The following is a 22,903-nucleotide window of genomic DNA, read 5'->3' on the forward strand; positions in this document are numbered from 1 at the left end:
GATGTTTATCTGTGCTCTAACCCTCCAGGCTCAGCAAGCCGTGCAGAGCAGTCACTTCCTTATATTTAGCCAGGAAAGCCAGCCCTTCCGTTACGCACTCCACTCCATACCGGATTACTTTCTCCTCTGACGTGAACGGGAACGGGAAGCCTGCACGCAGGCTCTTTAGTACCAGAATGACCCGGCCGCTGTAGAGCAGCCCCCGGCCGAAGCCCTCCCCGTTAATCTCAGCTGTGCTCTGAATCATCGTTCCGCTTCTTTCCTCAATCACGCCGGCGATAGCCTGAAACAGCAGCGGCACCTGCTGGCGTACCTTCGGCGAGACCGCACAATTGAATTCGGATTCACTCTGGTCCTTGGCGGAGGCCAGAAACTGCTGGGCAATCTTCTCTCCGGGAGGCAGTGCTGCATAACGGCCGAAGAAATCCTCTGCGTCGAGCAGACTGCATAGCCGCCGGACCAGAGCATCTGCCGTCTCCTGGTCAACGGCCTTACGGGCCGGCCGGCTGAGGCGTTTCAGCTGCGCAGCTTCCCGGAGCGCTCCTTCCGATATTGCCGGGCTTTCATTAGCCATGGGTTCCATCTGCTTCCTCCCCTTCTGTCAGGCCTTCTTCTTCCGCCCGCAGCACCTTAGCCAGCCACATCGGCGGCTTGCCCTGCAGCATCTCGGCAAGCCGCTTAACCTGCTCCTCAATGGGACTGCCCAGCGGAACCTTAACCGGCATAATCTTGCGCCGCGTCACCCGCGCAGCTGCCGATGCGCCGATCTGCATAATGAAGATTAGCGTACAGTCGCCTACCGCCTCAAGGCGGCTTTCAATTTTGCCGGCTTCATCCTGATTCAGCACCACCGGCAGCCTGCGCAACTCTACAAGCTCGCTGCCCTGCTTGGTTACATTGTATATTGCAAACATCGGACTTTGCCCGAAGTGGGCATTGACTCGGATTCCATCATCTGTGGCGAATGCTACTTTCACGGTGCCCAGCCTCCCTCTGCATTAACAAATTTCCTGCCTTATTGCTCCATTCCATAGCTCCCCTGTAGCCTACTGAAACGGACATATACGCCCCCAGCTCGTTCCAGACAGGAAAGCCGGCGGGCATGAATGCGGCGCCGATTCGGGCAGCTCCGGTGATGCCGTGCGAATTGCTGATCCACAGGTCTGCACCTTTGCCGAGTACCTCGGCATCATCCAGATCCCCGATCCATATTTCACGCTCCATGCTGTCTACAAGCGGTGTTTCAAAAGAAGAGATCAGCGCCTTCTGCTCCACGCCAAGCTCCTCCAGCCAGCCTGAGACAGAACACAGATGATCCGGCTCAAGCGCAGCAACGGCTGACATGCCTGCGAACTGGAAGTGCGCGTCCAGCATGCTGTCGAGCAGATTCTCCCTCTGCCAGCAATAGCGCAGCGGAACCGGCTCTCCGCTGATCTGATGCAGGAAATGCAGCAGCTCATCCGAAGCCTTCAGGCCCATCGCTCCACTGAATACCTTATAGGGTGTTCCCAGTGCATTATGCAGCCTTCTGGCCGGCCGTTCCATGCTGGCGCCGACAGCGATTGTTAAGCCGGACTGCAGGCTCTGCTGCATAGAATCCAGCGGTACCCCGCCCCGGGTCAGCGGGGAGAAGCCGGTCAGCAAGTGCCCGGACAGTGAAGTTGAGATATCCGGCACTGCAATAACATCGAATCCAAAAGCTGAGATCATTTCTTTCAGCTCCATCACATCCGCAGGTGTCAAAAACGATCCCGGCAGAAGGGTAATCTGGCGGGTGTTCATGGTTCTTGATCCCCGGTGCCCGGCCTGCTGGATCATCTCGTCAATCATCGCTTCCACGGTCGTGCTAAAGCCTGATTCAAGCGAGCCGCGGAAGTCAGGCAGTACTACGGAAAAGGCAAGCCCGCCGCGCAGGTTCCTTTCCCGTTTGTAGCTTTTGAGCATCGTTGCGTAGTCTACTCCGGCCACATCAGTCAGTTCAGTTCCGATGATGCCGATAATATCCGGACGATGCTTGCTGAGTACCATATTCAGCGCTTCCTCCAGATTGCGGTTGGCGTCAAAGATCACGTCCATCTCCTGCAGCGCGGAGGTCTGCACGGCAATCGGCTCGCGGAAATGGCGGGTCAGCAGCGCCTTCGGGAAGGCCGAGCAGCCCTGAGAGCCGTGAATCAGCGGCATCGCCCGGTAGCAACCCTGCAGGGCGAGCACGGCACCCAGTGACTGGCCGATCTTGATCGGATTGACCGAGGCAGGCTTCTTCCGGCGGTTAACGGTCATAAGGCACCTCCCTGTCCCATGGGGCGGGACTTGCCGCAAGCCTCCAGATCGGATTCGCCAGCGAATAGGTCAGCTCTTTGGCCAGCCGCAGCAGGCCTTCATAGCCGGCATATGCCTTATGCCGTTCCTGGTTAATATCGATGAACGGAATCTGCTCCTTCATCGCCACATACATGTTGCGTCCGCCGGCAATCATGATGTCAGCCTTGCGCTCCCGCACTGTCTTAAGAATCCGGGTTGCACCGCCTTCGGGTATATATTCGGTATCGTCCCCGACCCGGTCGGCAATCCGGCGTACATCATCCTCCGTGCTCTTGTTCGTTCCGACCCCGACTACCTGGACACCCAGCTCCTTAAGCGCTGAAATGACAGACCAGCTTTTGACGCCGCCGGTATACAGCACCGCTTTTTTCCCCTTTAGAATTTTGCGGTAAGGGCGCAGATCCTGGGCCAGACGGTTCTCCTCCCGTTCGGTCAGGCGGTCTACCCGCCGCTCCATTTCCCGGTCATTCATCAGATACGCCATCTGGCGCAGGGAATACGTAGTCTCCTTAGCCCCGTAAAACGAGCCTTCAAAATAAGGAATGCCATATCTGGCCTCCATCTCCTTGGCCAGGCCCAGCAGTGCACGGCTGCAGACAACCATGTTGACCTTGGCCCGGTGCGCCCAGGTAATCTCGTTATATCTGGCATCACCTGTGATGCGTGAGGTAACCGAGATACCGGCACTGTTCATCAGCTTTTCAATATCCCACATTTCACCCGCGATGTTGTATTCGCCGATCAGGTTAATACCGAGCGGAGTTTCCGGCTGCGGCTCTCCTGTGCCGATAACATACTGCAGCAGGGCATCGCCGGCCAGCCGGTTGCCTAAGTTTTTGCTGCCCACAAACCCGGGGCTGTTAACAGGAACAACCGGTATACCCAGCCGGTCCGCAGCCTCCTTGCATACGGCATCCATATCCTCGCCGATCAGCGCCGTCACGCAGGTTGAATATACAAAGATTGCCGGAGGCGCAAAACGCCCGGCAATATAGTCGATGCTCTCCTTCAATTTCTTTTCTCCGCCAAAAATAATGTCAGAATCATTCAGATCCGTGGCGAAGCCGTATTGCGACAGCGAAGGGCCGCTGGAAAGCGTGCCTCTGCTCTCCCAGCTGTTCCCGGCACAGGCAATCGGGCCATGAACAAGATGTGCAGCGTCCATAATCGGCAGCAGTGTGATTTGCGCTCCGTCGAAGGAGCAGCCTCCGGCCGCTTCACCAGGCTTCGGCCGCGGACACGGCTTGGATTTGGGAGCCTGGCTCCCGCAAGCCTCGGAATCAAAATCGACTTTTCGTACTGGGTCCATCGGCTTTCATCTCCTTCGCAAAAGGTGGATGCTAACTCTGACAACACTGACCTGCACCTGTAACGGCTTTTAGATATGACTAGCAAGAATCCCGGCCTGCCCTGCCCCGTATTTCGCACATGATACCACAGGCGAAAACGGGATATAGGGAACGCCGGGCTTGATTAAACTTTTACCGATTATTCAAAATGCTGTATTTTAAGTGTAAAATATCTTTACAGAAAGTTTCAGTAATTTCCATCACTTATCCATACTGTCAAACTGTCAAATCATGAATTGCCGTTTACCGTACCAGGTCATAATTGAATCCCGAATTGTTGCGGTCCAGCTCATCCAGTACGGTATTGACAATCAGGCTGAGCAGATTAAGCGCGCCCTGATAGCCGAGAATCGGATAACGGTGCATATGATGGCGGTCAAAAATCGGGAATCCTACCCGGATCAGCGGTACATTCGCATCCTTTGCGGCAAATTTCAGATGCGAGCTTCCGATCGCCAGGTCAACCGGATCATTCAGCAGCAGCGAGCGCATATGCCACAGGTCGTTTCCAATGTACAGCGAAGCTTCGGAGCCATACGGGCTTGAGGCGAGCAGCGCTTCCGCTTCCTCCTTGAATTTCACTTCATTGAAATCCACGTCACCGTTCGAGCAGACAATGTGCACCGGCTCTATACCGACCTCCAGGCAGAAGCCGATCAAACCGATCAAGAGGTCCGGATCGCCTACCAGCGCTACCCGCTTGCCGTGAATATAGGGATGGCTGTCTGTAAGGGCGTCCACCACACGGCCGCGTTCCTCCAGCAGCGAAGCCGGAAGCGGAAGTCCGGTCATCTCACTGACTGCTTCCAGCAGCTTATCTGTACCGGTAATTCCAAGCGGTGTAGACAGCGCAGTAACCTGCTGCTTCCAGGTTCCGCTGATGTAGTCCTGCGTCTTCTTCAGCGTATATTTCTGGAGGGACAGCGTACCAAGCGCATTGGCTGCCAGCGGCACATCCGCCAGCTTCGTTCCGCCGTAGTAGTACTCGTATTCTCCAGTAGCCGGCGAATCATAATTGCCGCTGTGATCGCCGAGCAGCGTATATTTCGTATCAAATGCCTCAAGGATTTTGCGGATTTCCGTAAAATTCCCGGTGTAAGGCTCGAAGCCGAGCATGACATTCAGCTTCTCCCCGGTCTCTTCGCCGCTGCCCGGAACCGCTTCAAGGCCGGAGCGTTCATACAGGTAGCTCAGAATGCCCTTCATCATGGCATCGTAGCCGGTGATATGCGACCCGACGAAGCTTGGCGTATTGCAGTACGCAACCGGGAAATCCTCAGTGATTACACCTTTATTGCGGGCATTGCCGATAAAGGAGGACAGGTCATCCCCGATCACCTCAGCCATGCAGGTCGTACAGATTGCTACCATCTCCGGCTTATAAAGGGCGATACTGTTCTCCAGACCGTCAATGAGGTTGCTCATACCGCCGAATACTGCTGCATCCTCAGTCATCGATGAGGAGACCGCCGGTGTAGGTTCTTTAAAATGACGGCTTAAGTGACTACGGAAATAGGAGTTGCAGCCTTGTGAGCCGTGCACGAACGGCAGGGTCTTCTCAAATCCGAGGGCGGCCATAATGGAGCCTAGCGGCTGGCAGGCCTTGTGCGGGTTAATGACAACCGCCTTGCGGTTAAAGTTCTTCTCCATGTACTCAGCAGATTGTGAATAAGCGAGTGCTTCAGCGGTTTCCTGCTCACTGCAGGGCGCTTCGAATTGCTGCTTGTTCAGCCGCTGCTCCACGAACCGGTGCTCCGAGAACAGAGTGTTGTAGTCCGGAATGTCCAGTCTGTCCTTGCTCATATGCTCGCCTCCTCTTTTTGGACTTTTTCCTTCTTCTTCATCAGATTCCATACCGGGCTGTTCACCGTCATATCCATATCCTTGGCAAAAATCTTAAAGCCGTCGAAGCCGTGATACGGGCCGCTGTAATCCCAGGAGTGCATCTGGCGGAACGGAACACCCATTTTGTGGTACACATATTTCTCTTTGATACCCGAACCTACCAGATCAATATTCATTTTCTGGGCGAGCTCTTCCAGCTCATAGGCGGTCGGATCATCCATAATGACCGCTCCTTCTTTGAGCATCGGGAACATCTTTTCGTAATCATCCTTATGGGCGAATTCATAACCGGAAGCCACGATTTCCATGCCCAGATCCTCATATGCGCCAATTGTGTGGCGGGAACGCAGGCCGCCGATCATCAGCAGCACCTTTTTATTTTCGAGACGCGGCTTGAATTTATCGATGATAATATCCATTTGCGGCTTATACTTTGCAATCAGCTTCTCACAATTCGCCTGGATGGTTTCGTCAAACAAAGCAGCGATGGCACGCAGGCTCTCGTACGTCTTGGAAGGGCCGAAGAAGTTGTATTCCATCCAAGGGATACCGTAGGCCTTCTCCATATGCTCCACCATGTAGTTCATCGAACGGTGGCAGTGAATCAGGTTCAGCTTCGCCTTATGGGCGATTTCCAGCTCATTCAGGGTGCCGTCACCAGACCACTGGGCAATAACGCGGAGTCCCATCTCTTCAAGCAGAATACGGGAAGCCCAGGCATCGCCGCCGATATTGTAGTCACCGATGATATTGACATCGTAAGGGCCGGTTTCAGCCAGATCCGCTTTGCCGAGCACAAAGTCACGGATGGCATCATTAGCGATATGATGGCCAAGCGACTGGCTGACACCGCGGAAGCCTTCACAGCGTACCGGAACGATTGGCATTTCCAGCTCTCTGGACATCTTCTTGGACACAGCTTCAATATCATCACCGATCAGCCCGACCGGACATTCGGATTGGACTGAGATTCCTTTAGCAAGCGGGAACATCTCGGTAATCTCACGCATAATAACTTCAAGCTTCTTGTCACCGCCAAAGACGATGTCCGTCTCCTGGAAATCACTTGTAACCTGCATAGCGGTAAAATTATCGATCCCAAGTGTACCGCTCGCATAGTTGCGGCGGGTTGCCCAGCTGTATTGTCCGCAGCCGATGGGGCCGTGGCTGATATGGACCATATCCTTGATCGGTCCCCAGACCACACCTTTAGAGCCTGCATAAGAGCATCCGCGCGGCGTCATAACACCGGGGCGGGATTTAATATTGGACTTCAGGGCACAAGTACCGCAGGTTTGCGCTTCCTCTGTATTGATCTGGTAATGCTTTTCCCGGTCTTTTTTCGCTTTCTTCGGGTAGGCCTCCAGCACTTCTTCAACAAGCTTTTTATTCGCTTCAATATCAAGTCCCATTGTTGACCCTCCTTATCATAAAGGGGGCGCTGAGCGCCCGCTCTCGCTTATTGTCCGGAAGCCTGCAGCTTCTTGATTGCCGCCTCTTCATCTTCAATGATCCCGAATTCCATCAGCAGTTCTTCCAGCTCTTCCATAGTAATAGGCGTTGGAATAGTCAGCATTTTGTTGTTCAGAATCTTCTCAGCGAGAATTTCATATTCCTTCGCCTGCTGGTGCTCAGGATTGTATTGTGCAACAGTCATACGGCGCAGCTCGGCATGCTGCACGACATTATCGCGCGGTACAAAGTGAATCATCTGTGTATTCAAGCGGCGGGCCAGCTCCATAATCAGCTCATCTTCACGGTCCGTATTACGGCTGTTGCAGATTAGGCCGCCTAGTCTGACACCGCCGCTGGTAGCATATTTCAGAATCCCGCGGGCGATATTGTTGGCAGCGTACATCGCCATCATTTCACCGGAACAGACAATATAGATTTCTTGTGCCTTGTTCTCACGGATCGGCATTGCGAAGCCCCCGCATACAACGTCACCAAGTACGTCATAGGACACGAAATCCAGGTCCGTATATGCGCCTTCCTGCTCCAGGAAGTTGATGGCGGTAATAATACCGCGTCCAGCACAGCCTACACCCGGTTCAGGTCCGCCGCACTCTACGTTGATAATGTCGCCAAAGCCTTTTTGCAGCACATCTTCCAGTTCCAGATCCTCTACTGAGCCAAGCTCAGCGGCCAGGTGAAGCACGGTTTGTTGAGCTTTGGTGTTCAGGATCAGACGGGTAGAGTCTGCTTTCGGGTCACAGCCGACGATCATAATGCGTTGTCCGAATTTTGTAGCCAGCTGAGCCAGGGTGTTTTGCGAAGTTGTCGATTTACCGATACCGCCTTTACCGTAGAAAGCTATTTGTCTCATAATTTCATCATCCCTTCGAAATGTTTATATTTTCAAAATATGAGCTGTATTTGACGCTTTCGAGAATGGCTTCCTGTATCCCGCCTTTACGGACGAGCGGCAATACACCGATTTTGTTCAGGCTGGCCCGGGGGCCGTCTCCAATTCCGGAGCAGAGAAGAATGCGGCAGTCACTTAAAATAGAAATGATTTCCTGCAGCGTTGCAGCTTTATCACCGTTGCAGTCTGCTTTACCATGACAGTAGGCTTGAATCTTGCGGACACCGATCAGCTTCACCTCGGCTCCGTCAGTATCATAGATCAGGAACTCTGTCGCATGGCCAAAATGCTGGTTGACCTTGTCCCCGCCTCTGGTTGCCACTGCGACTCTTGTTTTCTGTGAATCCTCCCAGCGCCCTTTGGCTCTGGCTTGTTTGGCGATGACGCGTTCACGGATCTTGGTATCCAGATCACTCTGGAACTGTGCCCTGGCTTCCTGATTAATTACCGGATCAGCTTCCATTGCCTCCAGCGGAAAATCCTGGTTGCGGTCCTGGCCCAGCAGCCCGATCGCATCGGCCCGGCATTGCCGGCAGTGGCGCATGACTTTCATTCCGTCACGCCCCAGCAGTTCCTGCAGATTGTGCAATTCCTTCGGACGCGGCGCCTTGCGGCCGTCCGCTTCATACTGGCTTCCCGGCGCGATAATCAGTGGTGTTACGTTGTGCAGCGAGGCCCCGAGTTCTTTTACTCTTTTGGACACTGCAGGCAGATGATGATCGTTGACCCCCGGAATCATAATGGAGTTAACCTTGACGAGAATTCCCAGCTTCGCCAGCATTTCCAGCCCCTGCAGTTGACGGCTGATCAGCAGCTCCGCCGCTTCCCTTCCTTCGTACCGCACTCCCTCATCGAATACCCAGGGATAAATGTGCTGTCCGACATCAGCGTCAATGGCATTGATCGTGATGGTGACATGGCGGATGCCAAGCTCAAGAATCTCATCCACATGCCGGTAGAGCGTAAGTCCGTTTGTACTGAGGCAGAGACTGACATCCGGCACATAGCGCTTCACTCTGGCAAAGGTATCAAACGTCTGCTCCGGATTCGCCAGCGGGTCACCCGGCCCGGCTATGCCGACTACGGACAGCTGCATCAGCTGTGATGCAACCCCCTTCACCTTGCGTTCCGCCTGCTCCGGCGTCAGCACTTCACTGACCACGCCCGGCCTGCTCTCGTTGACGCAGTCGAACTTACGGTTACAGTAGTTGCACTGGATGTTGCAGGCGGGAGCAACCGGAATGTGCATTCTGGCATAGAACCGGTGAGCTTCCTCGCTGTAGCAAGGGTGGCGGCTGATCTCCTCCTCTGCTTCATTTGATATACACGACGGCTGCATCATTTCCCACCTCCTAAAAGTTTTACTAGCGTTACTTCCCTGATCCATCTTCGGTAAGACTCACTTCGGAAGCATGCACTTTGTTTTGTGAGCATTAGCACCTCTGAATTGGCTTCGAGCAAAACTCACTTCGGAAGCATACGCTTTGTTTTACTAGCGTTACTTCCCTGATCCATCTTCGGTAAAACTCACTTCGGAAGCATACACTTTGTTTTACTAGCGTTACTTCCCTGGTGTTACCTCCATGACAGACTGTACGACAGTGGCAGCAGCGGCGATACGCTTTGTGTTATTTTACCTAACATAAAACTCGCTCGGCTGCTTGAATTACTCTCATCATATTTTTCTAACCCCATACCGTCAATTACATACAAGCTAAAAAAGCCTTCATTTTCCTTATGTTTGCAGTATCGACAAAAGACGTGTTAACTTTATTAACTCATACTTATCATGTTTCCGTTTCCATTTTGTCCGTTTTTCTAGTTGATATTTGTTCTCAGGACCATTGACAATCCCGCAGAGCTCATATATGATACTTTTAGGTTAATCACATGACTAAAAGTAACGTCCCAATTTCATATATATCCCGTAAAGGGGAGTAGCTGCGTAAACAGAAACATCCTGCCGGTTTCACCGTGAAATCGTGCGTTTCTGTGGATAATATAAGACAGTCTCCGGCTCTGTGCCGTAACTGCTTATATTTCAGATAAAGTCGTCAATACGAGAATATGAGGATATTCTCCGGCTTTATCGGCAATGAACTATTGCTAGCGAGACCTTTACCAATCAGGTTAGACCTTTATTCCAAAGGCTGATCTGTTTGGTAAAGGTCTTTTTTATATATATTTTGATCAAAATCAGGCAATGTGGGTATTCTTTAACAAAAGATATTTACATCCGATTGAGGAGGAAGCAGCTATGGATTGGGGATTATTATTAGAGTACGGCTGGGTATTGCTTGTTCTGGTCGCACTGGAGGGACTACTGGCTGCAGACAACGCACTTGTACTGGCCATTATGGTCAAACACCTCCCGGATGAGGAGCGCAAAAAAGCGCTGTTTTACGGTTTGGCAGGAGCCTTCGTGTTCCGGTTCGGTTCCCTTTTTGTCATCTCGTATCTGGTGGATATCTGGCAGGTACAGGCTATAGGAGCACTTTACCTGTTATTCATAGCAGGGAATCATATCTTCCGAAAGCTTCTTATTAAAAAGCCGGTCACGGATGAAGCTGTGGAAAGCGGCAGCCCGAAAGCGGTCGACAAAAAGAAAGCCGGCTTCTGGTTCACTGTACTTAAGGTTGAGGTAGCTGACATCGCATTTGCAGTCGATTCCATTCTGGCTGCGGTCGCACTTGCTGTAGCTCTTCCGCCAAGCGGCATCGGCCACATCGGCGGCCTAGACGGCGGCCAGTTCCTCGTTATCTTCGCCGGCGGATTTATCGGACTCATTATCATGCGGTTTGCGGCTTCCTTCTTCGTTAAACTGCTGCATACCCGTCCGGGTCTGGAAATCGCAGCCTTCTTCATCGTAGGCTGGGTAGGGGTTAAGCTTACTGTCATTACACTCGCCCACCCGACTTTGGGTGTTCTGTCCGAAGACTTCGCACACAGCACATGGTGGAAAACAACCTTCTACGTTGTTCTGATTATCATTGCCGCTACCGGCTGGTTCATGAGCAGCAAGGTTGAAGAAGTAAAAACCGACGAAAACCCGATCAAGGAAGTTGACCAACAGCTGGGCAAATAATTGAAATCATTGAATACCCGCTTTAGACGATAACCCGGAAGCTGTCCCCTCACAGGTGCAGCCTTCCGGGTTATTTGCTTACTGGTTCATCTGACCCTTCTTAGCAGGCTAATGCCGGCTATCACCTGACCTTTTCACACAAAATCGAACGTTGCACTATTTACCGCTGCTCCTATGAGATTATAAGCTAGGTTATAAGCAGGAACGGAGGCGCTTGCAAGACAGGCAGCCCCGTAATTCAAGAGGCAGGAGATTATACATGACTACTAATAATACCGCTCCCCTTAATCAAGAAAATTCCTTACTACACGATTTCCGGCTGGACCAGGTTACCGTGACCGATCCCTATCTGGTAAATGCCTTTTCCAAAGAAGTGCTGTATCTCAAAAGCTATGACCTTGACCGGCTGGCTGCCGGCTTCCGTGAAAACCGCGGCCTGCCTGCCAGAGGCGAGAAATATCCCGGCTGGGAAAGCACCGAAATCCGCGGCCACACGCTGGGTCATTATCTGAGTGCACTCTCCCAGGCTTATGCGACTACACGCAGCAGCCACCTGCTGCAGCGCCTGGAGTATCTGATAGATGAGCTTGCATTATGCCAATTTGACAGCGGTTACCTCTCAGCATTTCCTGAACAATTATTTGATAATGTCGAGAACCGGCAGCCCGCCTGGGTACCCTGGTATACCATGCACAAGATCATTGCGGGACTTAACGCAGCATACCGTGCTACCGGAAGCAATACTGCCTACGCACTGGTAACCGGACTTGGCAACTGGGTGCACCGGCGCAGCACGGGCTGGTCAGCAGAAATTCAGGAGCGTGTATTATCTGTCGAGTACGGCGGAATGAATGACTGCCTCTATGAGCTGTATACTATCTCCGGCGATGAGCGCCATCTGCACGTAGCCCATATGTTCGACGAGCTGAGTTTGTTCACTCCAGTGCATGAAGGCAGGGATATTCTGAAGGGCAAGCACGCCAACACAACAATCCCGAAATTCCTTGGTGCACTGAACCGGTACCGGGTGCTGGGCGAAAGTGAGCGGTTCTATCTGGAGGCGGCGCAGCAGTTCTGGGATATGGTGGTTCTCCACCACAGCTATATTACAGGCGGCAACAGTGAATGGGAGCATTTCGGCGACCCGGATATTCTGGATGCAGAGCGCTCGAACTTCACAGCAGAGACGTGCAACACCTACAATATGCTGAAGCTTAGCCGGGAGCTGTTCAAGATTACCGGTGAAACGAAATACATGGATTTTTATGAAAATACCTTTATCAACGCGATCCTGTCATCGCAGAATCCGGACACCGGGATGACAATGTATTTTCAGCCGATGGCCACCGGCTATTTCAAGGTGTACAGCTCCGCATTTGATCATTTCTGGTGCTGCACAGGAACCGGTATGGAGAGCTTCTCCAAGCTGAATGACAGCCTGTACTTCCATGGCGGCGGCAGCATCTATGTGAACCAGTATATTAGCTCCACCGTACTTGCAGAGGAATACGGAATTGAGCTAATTCAGACAGCCAATCTTCCCTATCAGGACACGGCTGAGTTCAGGATTCGTACGCTAAAAGAGCCGGCCCGGCCTGTTGCCCTGCATCTGCGTCTGCCAGACTGGCTGGCTGGCGAGGCGGAACTGACGCTTAACGGGCAGAAGCAAGCCCTTAATCTGTCAGGCCGCTACGCTGTGCTGGAGCGGACCTGGTCCAGCGGGGATACGTTTAGCCTGCGGCTGCCGATGAAGCCGTCCTGCCACACGCTGCCGGATGCCGCAAACGTCGCTGCTTTCCGGTATGGACCGGTGGTTCTGAGCGCCGCACTAGGTACAGAAGAACTGGCGGAATCGGCAACCGGCGTGGATGTCAGTGTACCGACCCGCAACATGCTGGTCAAGGATTTCATCACACCTGCCGGCCAGAGCGCGGAGAGCTGGCTGAAGGATTTCGATCAGCATTTCATCCAAAAGGACGGGGAATTGGCCTTTGTGCTCCAGGGTACGGACGAAGACGGCCGGCTGGAGTTCACTCCCCATTACAAGCAGCATGAACAGCGCTACGGAATCTACTGGAAGCTTGTAGAAGCCGATTCTGCGGAGCTGCAGGAGCATATTCTACAGGGCAAACAGCGCCAGCGTGTAGAGGATGCCACTATTGACAGCCTGCCGGTGGGCAATGACCAGTACGAGCTTGAGCATCAGATCAAAGGCGAGCACACAACTGTTGCCACCTGGGACGGCTATAACATCAGGCAGGCCGGGAATAACGGCTGGTTCAGCTACCGGCTCAAGGTTCTGCCGCGGCAGGACAACTATCTGTCGGTCACCTACTTCTCCGGCAACAACGGCAAGACCATTGACCTTTATGCAGACGGCAAGCTGCTGGCCAGCGACACGCTGATGACGGATAAACCGCGTTCCTTCTATTCTAAAAGCTATCTGCTTCCAGCTGCTGCTGTTCAGGAACGGACAGAGCTTGAGATCAAGTTCGTCGTCCCCGGTGCAATGAACGGAATCTTTGATCTGCTGCGGTTAATGAGCGGCTTCGATCAGACTGCAGCGCTGGAGCGCCTGAGCTTTGATACCGGAGCCCTTGACCAGCCGTTCAACGCAGACCGCAGCAGCTATACACTGACTGTTCCATACAACACACAGGCGGTAGCACTTACTGCCGGATTGTCGCATAAGAACGCCCTGCTCTACTGCGGCGGCATCCTGATTGATGATACACGGCCAAGAACCGTCTTCCTGCAGGAAGACAGCACTCTGCTGACGCTTACCGTTAAAGCAGAGGATCATGTTACCGCGAAGGATTACACCATCACTATCCTCAAAAATCGGGAACTGGTGTAAGGCCAGTTAAACCGGAGCATTCAGGATTCACGTACGCCAAAAAACCGTTCTGTACGCGCTGGTTGGTTCTCCTGCGCTCAGAACGGTTTTTTTTGACCGGAATACAGGACCTTCAGCTTTCCCGAAAGAAAGTACCGGTCCTGTATTCCGTTGCCGGGACAAGTGCCCCGGTTACCTTACATATATTGCTGGCCGATGGCCGTATCCGTCTTGCCCTGCAGCTCCACCAGCTTCATAATAACGGCTGCTGCCTGAGCTTTGGTTACCTGCTGCTGCGGATTGAATCTGCCGTTGTCGCCCTGGAGAAGCCCCAGCCGCACAACGAGTGCTACAGCACCCTTATCCTTAATGGATGTACTGTCGCTGAAGCTGGTAACCGTTGCGTCGTTGTCCAGGAAGGCGGCAAGCTTGCTGTATTTCAGGAAAGAAGCCAGCAGCACTGCAAGCTGCTCACGGGTAAGGCTGTCCTCCGGCTTCACCACAGCGTCCTTGTCCAGCCAGCTGCGGCTGACAGCATAGTTCACTGCACCGTAATATAAACTGTCAGGACTGACTCCGGCTACTGTATTGTTGTCCGCACTTGCGGTATATTGCGTATAATACGGTGTTGAGGCTTTGGCAATATAGTTAAGCCAGTCTCCTACCGAGATCACCTGATCCGGACTCAATTTCCCCTCCGCATCCGGTGCGATGACCCCGTATTTCAACAATTCAGCCAGCTGTTTTTCTGCGGCATGACCTTTAATATCAACCACACTGTCAGCCGGAACGCTCTGTCCGCCCAGGTTATAGTCGTACATTGCGAACCATTTGCCTGTCTGTGCATTCAGCACGTCATACGGCTTGGACACATCAATAAGTGCAGGAGAATAGACCAGGCTTACTGTAGGATCGGTATATCCGCCAGTGCTGAAATAACCTCCGCTTGTGCTGTACTGCAGCTTCAAAGAATACAGGCTCAAGTATTTCTGCAATGCCTCAGCCTTAGTGACTACCGGTGCCGGCTGCTTGGTAATTTTGCTTAAGACTGCATAATTATAATTCTGATAAGACTGCAGTTTGCCATAGAGATCCAGTGCGATTGTAATTGCATTTTCGCTTACCGGGATATTGTCATAGTAGCGCTGGAATTCAAACCGGTACCCCTTATCATTCGGCAGAACGCTCCAGGTCCCTCCATGCTCAGCCAGCTTCAGGTTGCTGCTGGCCTGATCATACACGCGGTTTATCAGCGACAGGGCCTGCTGCTTGGCTTCAGCCTGGCTCAGCTTCTTGCTTCCGGCGGGAACAGCTTCAGCCTTCTGCGTAGTGTCTAACGGGAAGGAGTACTGCTCCACCTGAAACTGCAGAACCTCACCAGTCGTGGCGTTCACTTCTGCATAAGTGCGTCCGGGCATTCCTGTCATGTTGACTTCAGAGGTATCACTCCAGACCAGCGACCATACTTTTTGCTTGCCGTTCTGGTAATTGGCGCTGAGCGTCTGCCCGATTAGCTTGCGGTTCGCCGGAATAGCGGCTACCTTCTTCACCTGCTTGACCGCTTCATCGACGGTAAGCTCTTTGCCGCCGGTTACCGGCTTGAAAATTTCTTTCCCGGCTGGTACGGCTTCATAAACGACCGGAACAGCACCTACATCACTGCCCTCATAGTCAATCCGTTTGCCGGTCTGGGCATCAATCGGGTACAACGCTTCATTCTGGGGTCTCCATCCGAGCACCCAGGTGTCCACCTCGCCCTTTTTGTAGACAGGGGTGTAATACAGCGTGACATCAAAGGTCTCCTTAAATATCTTCTCCGCCTGTTCCTTGGAAACCGCAGGCTTTGCTGACGGATACTTCAGACCGGAGGTTGTTTTATTGAACTGCATCACATTTCCGCCGCCGTCTATTGTAACCCGTACGGAATCATTGGATGACGGGAGCCCGTTAACCAGAAGATTAAAGTAAAAAGAGTACTGTACCGGTCCGAAAAGGGCCGATTCATTCATGATAATATTCTCGTCCTGCTGCAGATCGCTGCTTTTCAGTGTTGGAGCTGCCTGAGAGATGAAGCTCTTTGCTTTCTCCAATGCCTCAGCCCGCGATACCTTAGGGGGATAGAAATTGTCCGCCTGCCCCGTAAACGGAGAATACAGGTATGTAGAGATCAGATCGCCTGTCATGGCATCAACCTCACTGGAGAAGCCGAAGGTGGAGCTGCCGGTGCGGAATTCCCACTGGATATTCCAGGTCAGCTGATCCGGATTCATCGGATAAGAGTTGCCCGAGCCAAGCTGAGTGTAGGAGACGGTAGCATCCTTCAGCACAGGGAATAAGGCCTTAACCTTCGCCACCGCCTGCTCCTGGGTAACCTTGGCCTCTGCCGGATCAGGTGTCTCAGCACCTGCCTGGGCAGCGTTTGCCGGTACTGCTTGTACAGTAACACTGGAACTGGAATCTGCTGCAGCGGCTAATCCGCCAGGCAGCATTAATGCAACCGCTACGGAAGTAATCAGGGCCGCTTTGGCGGTCTGCCTGATTAAGGGTTTCCTTTTGTTACTCAAAATATCATCCTCCTAAAGTTTTGTTAGCATTAGCTTCCTGAGTATTCTTCGTACAAAACTGGCTTCGGAAGCATAAGCTTAAGTTTTGTTAGCCTGAACCCAGCAATATAGCAAGCGCTTACTTTCTATTCGGATAGAAAACGCTCCTCTCCTAAATTATAAATACAAATACATAACTTTTCCATATTTTATTTATGACAGGAAATTTCAGGAGCAACCATGAGCCGACCCGGTTCCTGTGTATCTGCTAAAAATGAACAGGATGCCCCTCCATACCCCTCAAAAAAAATAGAGTGTCTATAGGCTCTGAACCCGAAGACACTCCGTATACGTTATGAATTGTGCAGCTCTGCCCCGTTCGAGGCAATCACCTGCTTGTACCAGTAAAAGCTCTTCTTGCGCAGGCGGGCCAGTGTGCCGCCGCCTTCATCATCCTGGTCGACGTAGATGTAGCCGTACCGCTTGCGCATCTCTGAAGTGGAGGCGGAGATCAGATCGATACAGCCCCAGCTCGTGTAGCCCATCAGCTCCACACCGTCTTCGATCGCTTCGGCCATCTGTGAGATATGCTGGGCCAGATACTCAATCCGGTAGTCATCCTGAATACTTCCGTCTTCGGCAACCTCATCGGCTGCGCCAAGCCCGTTCTCCACCACAAACAGCGGGATCTGGTAGCGGTCATGCATTTCCTTCAGCACCACCCGCAGGCCGATCGGATCAATCTGCCAGCCCCAGTCTGAGGTCTGAAGATACGGATTCGCCAGCCCTGAGGACAGATTGCCTGCGGTTGTAGCGGTAATCGAGTTGTCCGTGCTTACCGCCGAGGACATGTAATAGCTGAAGGAGAGGAAATCCACGAGATTCTCCTGCAGGATCTCCTCGTCGCCGGGCAGCATATCAATGCTCACCCCATGCTTTTTCAGATGCCGCTGAATATAGGAAGGATAATAGCCTCTGACCTGAACATCGGAGCAGAATTGGGCCATCTGGTTCTCAGCCTGCGCCTGCAGCACATCCTCCGGACGGCAGGAATAAGGATAGAGCAGCTTGCGGGCCAGCATGCAGCCGATTCTAAACTCCGGGTTAATCTCCCGGCCCCGTTTCACAGCCAGGCTGCTTGCAACAAACTGGTGATGCAGCGCCTGGAAGGCCACCTGCTTCTCATTCTCCACGCCGTCCATAATGATGCCCGCACCAAGAAACGGGGCTTTTAGCGTACAGTTAATCTCGTTAAAGGTCAGCCAGTATTTCACCTTATCCTTGTAGCGGTTAAATACAGTGTCTGCATAACGGAGGAACAGCTCCACCAGCTCCCGGGACGCCCAGCCGTTATATTTGTTAACCAGATGCACCGGCATCTCATAATGGGAGATGGTGACGAGCGGCTCCATATTGTATTTGCGCAGCTCGTCGAATACCTCATCGTAGAAGCACAGTCCCGCTTCATTCGGCTCCGTCTCCTCCCCGGTCGGGAAGATACGCGGCCAGGAGATCGACAGCCGGAACACCTTGAAGCCCATCTCCGCGAACAAGGCGATATCCTCCTTGTACCGGTGGTAGAAGTCGATTCCGCGGCGTTTCGGATAATTACCGTCCCCCTCATCCGAGATGGCTTCATCCAGCGCAGCGCGGCTCATCGACAGCAGCTGCTCCAGGCTTTTGCGTTCTCCGGGCGGGCAGTATTTCACTACATCGGAGGTGGACAGCCCTTTGCCGCCCTCATTATAAGCGCCTTCGACCTGGTTGGCCGCTACTGCACCGCCCCACAGGAATTCTTTAGGAAACGGGCTGGGCATTAGGGATGCCTCCTTTTTCCTTGCCTGCTGCTGCAGCTTCAGCCTGCTGCTCCTGCTCCAGCGCTTCGGCATCCGCTTTTTTGAAGAACGGATAGTAGATCAGGAAGCTTGCGCCAATCATGACCAGCTGGAATGCGCTGACGCGCCAGCCGCCGTTCATCCAGCCGTTGACGAGCACCGGAATGCCGAGCGGCACCTGAATCCCGTGCAGTACAGGCAGGACACCGATTGTAGTCAAAAGTATCGCCAGACCGCTGCTCACAAGCGGCGTTACAATGAACGGAATCATGAACCGCACGTTCAATACAAGCGGCATCCCGAAGATGACCGGCTCGTTAACCCCGATTAAGCTTGGGACAATCGCCAGCTTGCCGAGTGTCTTATAGCGTGTGGATTTGGCGAACAGCATCGCGATAATCAGACCAAGCGTAGCGCCCGCTCCGCCAATCAGCACATACACCGGGAAGAACGGTGAGCCGATAATATGCGTACCCTCTACGCCTCTTTGGTAAGCGTCGAGATTCTCCAGACCCAGGGCGACCCAGATCGGACCGACGACCGAGTAGACAACGAGTGTACCGTGAACCCCGAAGAACCACAGCAGGTGGATTACGAAGATACAGATCAGCATGGCCCACCACGTTCCGCCGAGACTGGTCAGCGGCAGCTGGATAATCGAGAAGACAAATTCATGCATATTCCCGTATTTGGTAGCTGCAAAAATGGCGCTGAAGATCAGCATCAGAATTGCAACGATAAAGCCCGGGGTCAGCGCCGCAAAAGATTTCTCAACGGTAGGCGGAACGCCCTTTGGCATTTTAATATAGAATTTTTTCTCCAGAACAAAGGTATAGATCTTGCCGACAACCAGCGCCAGAATAATAGCGACGAACAGTCCCTTGGCTCCCAGCCAGGAATAGCCGAACGCTTTGGTAGCGCCGTCGTCAAGCAGTCCCTTCGGTGTTACGAGCAGGAAGCTCATCAGGGCCAGAATCCCCGCCGAGAAGCCCTGCTGCTTGTGCTGTGTAGCAAAGTTATAAGCAATCGAGAATACGGCATACAGCGCAATTACGTCTGTCGTTACCGTGGCCGGAATCGAAGTGTAGTCCTTCAGTCCGGTGCTCTCCAGGAAGTTCTGGTACGGCTCCAGCTTAAGCGCATTGATCAAGGAGAAGATCGCTCCCAGAATCAGGATAGGCATCAAAGCCATGAGGCCGTTGGAAATCGCGCTGATATACGTGTTTTTCTGAATCTTGGTACTGACCTTCTGAATCTTGGATCTCCATTCTGCGGCGCCTGCCATGACTTACGCCCCCTTCTCCATCAGTTCAATCGCGGTATCCAGTACTTTGTCGCCGTTCATCATACCGTAGTCCATCATATCAATGGTCGTTACGGGAATATCAGGATATTCCGCAGCCAGATCGCCTTCGGCATGGCCCATTTGCGGTCCGAGCATAATAATGTCAAAAGGCGTCTGGTCCGCAATATCACTCTCAGCCACCGCATCGATCATGACTTCAATCCCTTTGCTGCGGGCGGACTCCTTCATCCGTTCAACCAGCATACTTGTTGAGAAGCCGCCTGCACAGGCGAGCAGAATTTTTTTCATCTTAGTTCACCAATCCTTTCAATTGTTGTTCCAGCGCCTTGCGCTCCTTCACTTCTTCAATCAGTTCAACAGCCAGCTCTCTGACGGTTAAGGCATTCATCAAATGATCCTGCGCGTGAATCATCAGCAGCGTGATTTCGGTTTTCTCGCCGCGGCCTTCGGCCTGGATCAGTCCGGTTTGTACTTTATGCGCTTTGGTCAGGCTTTCTTTGGCACTTTTGATCAGTGTTCCTGCTTCCTCCAGGTTGCCTGCACGTGCGGTACGGACGGCTTTCAGGCTAAGACTGCGGGCTTCCCCGCTGCTGGCGATAATCTGCATAATCGTTTGTTCGTAATCCATGGTTTCTCTCCACTCCTGTTATCTATAGTAGGTTCTCTATCTCATGTATAAATTGCTCGTAGCTGTTCACGGACAGCAGCCGGCTGCGGCTGTCTTCCTTCTCCATCAGGACAAGCAGCAGCTTGCTGATCTCCTTATGGAGGAATAATTGGCCAGGACCCAGGTTGATCAGAAAAATCAGCTGGACCGGCTTGCCCTCGTAAACCAGCGGTTTCTTAAGTACCGTTACACTGATGCAGTCACGGATCGCACTCATCCGCATCGGATGGGGTCCTGCTACACCATTTTTATAAATGGTCGTAAATTTCTGTTCACGGAACAATACCTGCTCAGGAAAATCTTCTGCCGCATAATGATGCTCAACCATTTCCCGGCAGCGCAGCTTCAGCAGATCTGTATAGTCGTCAGGACCGGCCAGATGGAAAAGCTCGCTGCGGAACAGCTCCTTGAAATCCATCAGCTTGTAGGACGGCTTCGTCCGGTTGATCTGCAGCGACAGAATTTCCTTGATCCGCTGAATCTCCTGGTCGTCAAGCAGCTGCTTGATATGGATAACCGGCTTTTCCTTAATCTCGGTAGCCAGCGGCACCGTCGACAGGATCAGGTCCACCGGCTTGCTGCTGATCTCCTCCACCTCTGTTATGGAAGCTGTGATAACCGAAGCCTTCGGAAAAACAGCTTCCAGCTTCAGCCGGATCAGCTGCGCGCTTCCTGCTCCGGTTGAGCAGATAACGGCAATCCGCTTGAATTTCTCCAGATTACGCTGCTGCATCCGCTCCAGATGGGCTGCAAAATGCAGCGCCACATAACCCGCTTCATCCCGCGACATCCGGAAGCCGTACTGCTCCTCGATAATCTCCGCGAAGCGGAAGGAAATCACGAACACGTTGGCATATTGGCTGTAGACGTCCTCCACCAGCGGGTTGCCCAGCTGCAGATTGTAGTAGAGCCGGTTGAGCAGCGGGAACATATGCAGGAGCAGCGCTTCCCGCAGGTCATGATCCTGGTTGAAGCCGGTCAGGAACTCACGGTCCAGCCGCTCCAGAATACCGCTGATCCCTTCACGCAGATGCGATTTGGTCTCCTCGGACATCCGTTCCATGATCGTCTTGCCGGAAATATGCAGCGCCAGATAATCAACTTCATCCGCAGGCAGCGTGATTTGGTAATGGGTTCTGATCCACCCGGCAATGGCATCAGCGAGTTCACGGTACAGCGGCTCCGGATTCGATTGGACTGCTTGTCCGGCAACGATAAAATTATGTTTGGACACGCGGTACAGCAGAATGAACAAGTGAGTGACGATATTGTCCAGGAACACATCGGAAATCTTCAGTTCCCGCTCCTTTAGGATTTGCAGCAGATAGGCTTTAAGGCGCGCTATATCGAACTCGCGCTCATAAGTCCTAAAGTCTTCTGTATGCTGCAGCGTATGCCCCGGCTGAAGAATGAAATAGGAGAAGGCTTTGCGGAAATCCTTCTCATCGCCTTCAATCCGCATGCCGTAATGTGCGCGGCGGGCCAGCTTCAGACGGAACGCAGCCAGCCGCTGCTCGACCTCCTTCAGATCGGAGATGATGGTGGACCGGCTGACGCCCATCTCCTCCGCCATACGGTCCATGGACTGATGGCTGTCGCTCTGCAGGAGATAGAACAGCAGGTACTGCTGGCGCGACTGCTTGTTGTCGAGATCAACCTCATTGCTCTGCAGCATTGCTTTTTCGCGGTAAAGGTAGAATTGCTGCTCATCGCGGATCTCAAGCAGGTAGCCCTGGCCGCGGATCATACGGATCCCGAAGCCATGACGCTCAGCCGTCTTATCCAGGCTGCGCAGCACATCGCGGACCGTCCGCTCGGACAAGCCCAGCTCAGCCGTCAGCTCATTCATTTTCACCGGAACCTTGCGGGTATATAAAATATTAACGATTGTATATTCTCTCACCTTACATCCCTCATTTGTGATACTAGTATCGGGTCAAGCAACTCAGCTGGTTATGTGTCAATCATACTTGGAAGCGTTATCTTCTGAACAGTTTGGATTCTGCAGTTTGGAACGGCAGAAGTTGACGGGTGCGTGACGGCCTGTGGTCAGGGACCGGCAAGCTGTCTGCGAAACGGGCGAGCAAGGCTGCTGGACAGGGCAGAGAACCTCGGGTCGAACAGGACTGCCGGAAGGCAGAGAACTGCGGGCCGGACTGCGGCCCCCCCAACAACCGAGGGAGCTAAGCCGGCCTTGCATCAGCACGGTATATTGCCCTTAAACACACATTATATATTGTTCTATTATGCCCGGAATGAACGTCGCAGTGACTCTATAACAATAGTGACCAACATAGCCAATAGCAACAAGTAGCATGTAACAAGTAATAAGTAAAGTAATAATAAGTAAAGTAATAATAAGTAAAGTAACTATAAGACTGTTATAATGTTACTCGTTAGACAGCATTTAGTGAGGCTCGTAGTGTGGAGGAGAAGCGCCATTCCAGGCGGTATCAGAGGGATTTTTCCCTTTCCTTTCGTCCATTCCGCTACTCCCGGCGGAATCAGAGGGATTTTTCCCTTTCCTTTCGTCCATTCCGCCATTCCCGGCGGAATCAAAGGGATTTTTCCCTCTCATTTCGTCCATTCCGCCACTCCAGGCGGTATCAGAGGGATTTTTCCCTCTCATTTCGTCCATTCCGCCACTCCAGGCGGTATCAGAGGGATTTTTCCCTTTCATTTCGTACATTCCGCCACTCCCGGCGGTATCAGAGGGATTTTTCCCTCTCATTTCGTCCATTCCGCCACTC

General features: G+C 52.7%; 17 protein-coding genes. 2 read left to right on the forward strand and 15 right to left on the reverse strand.

Annotation, left to right across the window (positions count from 1 at the left end; genetic code table 11):
* Window positions 1–16: 16 nt before the first annotated feature.
* The 8 genes from R70331_RS24285 to nifB all read right to left on the reverse strand — a co-directional run bounded on the left by R70331_RS24285 (window position 17) and on the right by nifB (window position 9,223).
* Window positions 17–583, reverse strand: coding sequence for a DUF269 domain-containing protein (locus R70331_RS24285; protein ID WP_042179999.1), 567 nt, complete (start codon window positions 581–583; stop codon window positions 17–19).
* On the reverse strand, window positions 567–977 hold the full coding sequence (nifX, locus tag R70331_RS24290; protein ID WP_042180001.1) for a nitrogen fixation protein NifX: 411 nt from the start codon (window positions 975–977) through the stop codon (window positions 567–569). The genes R70331_RS24285 and nifX overlap by 17 nt, the downstream gene beginning before the upstream one ends.
* Window positions 952–2,280 carry a nitrogenase iron-molybdenum cofactor biosynthesis protein NifN gene (gene nifN, locus R70331_RS24295; protein ID WP_042180003.1) on the reverse strand — a complete coding sequence of 443 codons (1,329 nt, stop codon included), beginning with the start codon at window positions 2,278–2,280 and terminating at the stop codon, window positions 952–954. The genes nifX and nifN overlap by 26 nt, the downstream gene beginning before the upstream one ends.
* On the reverse strand, window positions 2,270–3,631 hold the full coding sequence (gene nifE, locus R70331_RS24300; protein WP_042180006.1) for a nitrogenase iron-molybdenum cofactor biosynthesis protein NifE: 1,362 nt from the start codon (window positions 3,629–3,631) through the stop codon (window positions 2,270–2,272). The genes nifN and nifE overlap by 11 nt, the downstream gene beginning before the upstream one ends.
* Window positions 3,632–3,914: 283 nt before the next feature.
* A complete protein-coding gene (gene nifK, locus R70331_RS24305; protein WP_042180008.1) occupies window positions 3,915–5,474 on the reverse strand; it encodes a nitrogenase molybdenum-iron protein subunit beta in 1,560 nt (519 codons plus the stop codon).
* Window positions 5,471–6,928 carry a nitrogenase molybdenum-iron protein alpha chain gene (nifD, locus tag R70331_RS24310; RefSeq protein WP_042180011.1) on the reverse strand — a complete coding sequence of 486 codons (1,458 nt, stop codon included), beginning with the start codon at window positions 6,926–6,928 and terminating at the stop codon, window positions 5,471–5,473. The genes nifK and nifD overlap by 4 nt, the downstream gene beginning before the upstream one ends.
* A gap of 47 nt (window positions 6,929–6,975) precedes the next feature.
* Window positions 6,976–7,842, reverse strand: coding sequence for a nitrogenase iron protein (gene nifH, locus R70331_RS24315; RefSeq protein WP_042180014.1), 867 nt, complete (start codon window positions 7,840–7,842; stop codon window positions 6,976–6,978).
* Window positions 7,843–7,849: 7 nt separating this feature from the next.
* A complete protein-coding gene (gene nifB, locus R70331_RS24320; RefSeq protein WP_042180017.1) occupies window positions 7,850–9,223 on the reverse strand; it encodes a nitrogenase cofactor biosynthesis protein NifB in 1,374 nt (457 codons plus the stop codon).
* A gap of 915 nt (window positions 9,224–10,138) precedes the next feature.
* On the opposite strand from nifB, the gene R70331_RS24325 reads away from it, so the two are divergent.
* Both R70331_RS24325 and R70331_RS24330 read left to right on the forward strand, forming a co-directional pair.
* Window positions 10,139–10,966: a TerC family protein gene (locus tag R70331_RS24325; RefSeq protein ID WP_042180019.1), complete on the forward strand. Its 828-nt coding sequence runs from the start codon at window positions 10,139–10,141 to the stop codon at window positions 10,964–10,966.
* A gap of 259 nt (window positions 10,967–11,225) precedes the next feature.
* The gene (locus R70331_RS24330) at window positions 11,226–13,823 is read left to right on the forward strand and encodes a beta-L-arabinofuranosidase domain-containing protein (protein ID WP_042180022.1); all 2,598 of its coding nucleotides are present in this window, start codon (window positions 11,226–11,228) and stop codon (window positions 13,821–13,823) included.
* A gap of 176 nt (window positions 13,824–13,999) precedes the next feature.
* On the opposite strand, the gene R70331_RS24335 is transcribed toward R70331_RS24330, so the two are convergent.
* From R70331_RS24335 to R70331_RS24365, 7 genes are all read right to left on the reverse strand, one after another.
* Window positions 14,000–16,366: an S-layer homology domain-containing protein gene (locus R70331_RS24335; RefSeq protein WP_042180025.1), complete on the reverse strand. Its 2,367-nt coding sequence runs from the start codon at window positions 16,364–16,366 to the stop codon at window positions 14,000–14,002.
* 332 nt (window positions 16,367–16,698) lie between these two features.
* Window positions 16,699–18,162 (reverse strand): 6-phospho-beta-glucosidase, encoded by a 1,464-nt coding sequence (gene ascB, locus R70331_RS24340; protein WP_042180028.1) that lies wholly within the window; start codon window positions 18,160–18,162, stop codon window positions 16,699–16,701.
* The gene (locus R70331_RS24345) at window positions 18,143–19,465 is read right to left on the reverse strand and encodes a PTS sugar transporter subunit IIC (RefSeq protein WP_042180031.1); all 1,323 of its coding nucleotides are present in this window, start codon (window positions 19,463–19,465) and stop codon (window positions 18,143–18,145) included. Before R70331_RS24345 ends, ascB begins: the two co-directional genes overlap by 20 nt.
* 3 nt (window positions 19,466–19,468) lie before the next feature.
* Window positions 19,469–19,774 (reverse strand): PTS sugar transporter subunit IIB, encoded by a 306-nt coding sequence (locus R70331_RS24350; RefSeq protein ID WP_042180033.1) that lies wholly within the window; start codon window positions 19,772–19,774, stop codon window positions 19,469–19,471.
* 1 nt (window position 19,775) lies between these two features.
* Entirely contained in the window at window positions 19,776–20,114 is a 339-nt protein-coding gene (locus R70331_RS24355) for a PTS lactose/cellobiose transporter subunit IIA (RefSeq protein WP_042180036.1), read from the reverse strand.
* 22 nt (window positions 20,115–20,136) lie between these two features.
* Window positions 20,137–22,056 carry a BglG family transcription antiterminator gene (locus R70331_RS24360; protein WP_042180039.1) on the reverse strand — a complete coding sequence of 640 codons (1,920 nt, stop codon included), beginning with the start codon at window positions 22,054–22,056 and terminating at the stop codon, window positions 20,137–20,139.
* Window positions 22,057–22,560: 504 nt separating this feature from the next.
* The gene (locus R70331_RS24365; RefSeq protein ID WP_156131187.1) at window positions 22,561–22,893 is read right to left on the reverse strand and encodes a hypothetical protein; all 333 of its coding nucleotides are present in this window, start codon (window positions 22,891–22,893) and stop codon (window positions 22,561–22,563) included.
* Window positions 22,894–22,903: the final 10 nt, after the last annotated feature.

Origin of the sequence: Paenibacillus sp. FSL R7-0331 (assembly GCF_000758645.1) — a bacterium.
GTDB classification, from domain to species: domain Bacteria; phylum Bacillota; class Bacilli; order Paenibacillales; family Paenibacillaceae; genus Paenibacillus_AQ; species Paenibacillus_AQ camerounensis.

Bases quoted from the DNA above. Each gene is read 5' to 3' on its own strand.
- R70331_RS24285 (WP_042179999.1), bottom strand. From the start codon at position 583: ATGGAACCCATGGCTAATGAAAGCCCGGCAATATCGGAAGGAGCGCTC.
- nifN (WP_042180003.1), bottom strand. From the start codon at position 2,280: ATGACCGTTAACCGCCGGAAGAAGCCTGCCTCGGTCAATCCGATCAAG.
- nifE (WP_042180006.1), bottom strand. From the start codon at position 3,631: ATGGACCCAGTACGAAAAGTCGATTTTGATTCCGAGGCTTGCGGGAGC.
- nifK (WP_042180008.1), bottom strand. From the start codon at position 5,474: ATGAGCAAGGACAGACTGGACATTCCGGACTACAACACTCTGTTCTCG.
- nifD (WP_042180011.1), bottom strand. From the start codon at position 6,928: ATGGGACTTGATATTGAAGCGAATAAAAAGCTTGTTGAAGAAGTGCTG.
- nifH (WP_042180014.1), bottom strand. From the start codon at position 7,842: ATGAGACAAATAGCTTTCTACGGTAAAGGCGGTATCGGTAAATCGACA.
- nifB (WP_042180017.1), bottom strand. From the start codon at position 9,223: ATGATGCAGCCGTCGTGTATATCAAATGAAGCAGAGGAGGAGATCAGC.
- R70331_RS24325 (WP_042180019.1), top strand. From the start codon at position 10,139: ATGGATTGGGGATTATTATTAGAGTACGGCTGGGTATTGCTTGTTCTG.
- R70331_RS24330 (WP_042180022.1), top strand. From the start codon at position 11,226: ATGACTACTAATAATACCGCTCCCCTTAATCAAGAAAATTCCTTACTA.
- ascB (WP_042180028.1), bottom strand. From the start codon at position 18,162: ATGCCCAGCCCGTTTCCTAAAGAATTCCTGTGGGGCGGTGCAGTAGCG.
- R70331_RS24345 (WP_042180031.1), bottom strand. From the start codon at position 19,465: ATGGCAGGCGCCGCAGAATGGAGATCCAAGATTCAGAAGGTCAGTACC.
- R70331_RS24350 (WP_042180033.1), bottom strand. From the start codon at position 19,774: ATGAAAAAAATTCTGCTCGCCTGTGCAGGCGGCTTCTCAACAAGTATG.
- R70331_RS24355 (WP_042180036.1), bottom strand. From the start codon at position 20,114: ATGGATTACGAACAAACGATTATGCAGATTATCGCCAGCAGCGGGGAA.
- R70331_RS24365 (WP_156131187.1), bottom strand. From the start codon at position 22,893: ATGGACGAAATGAGAGGGAAAAATCCCTCTGATACCGCCGGGAGTGGC.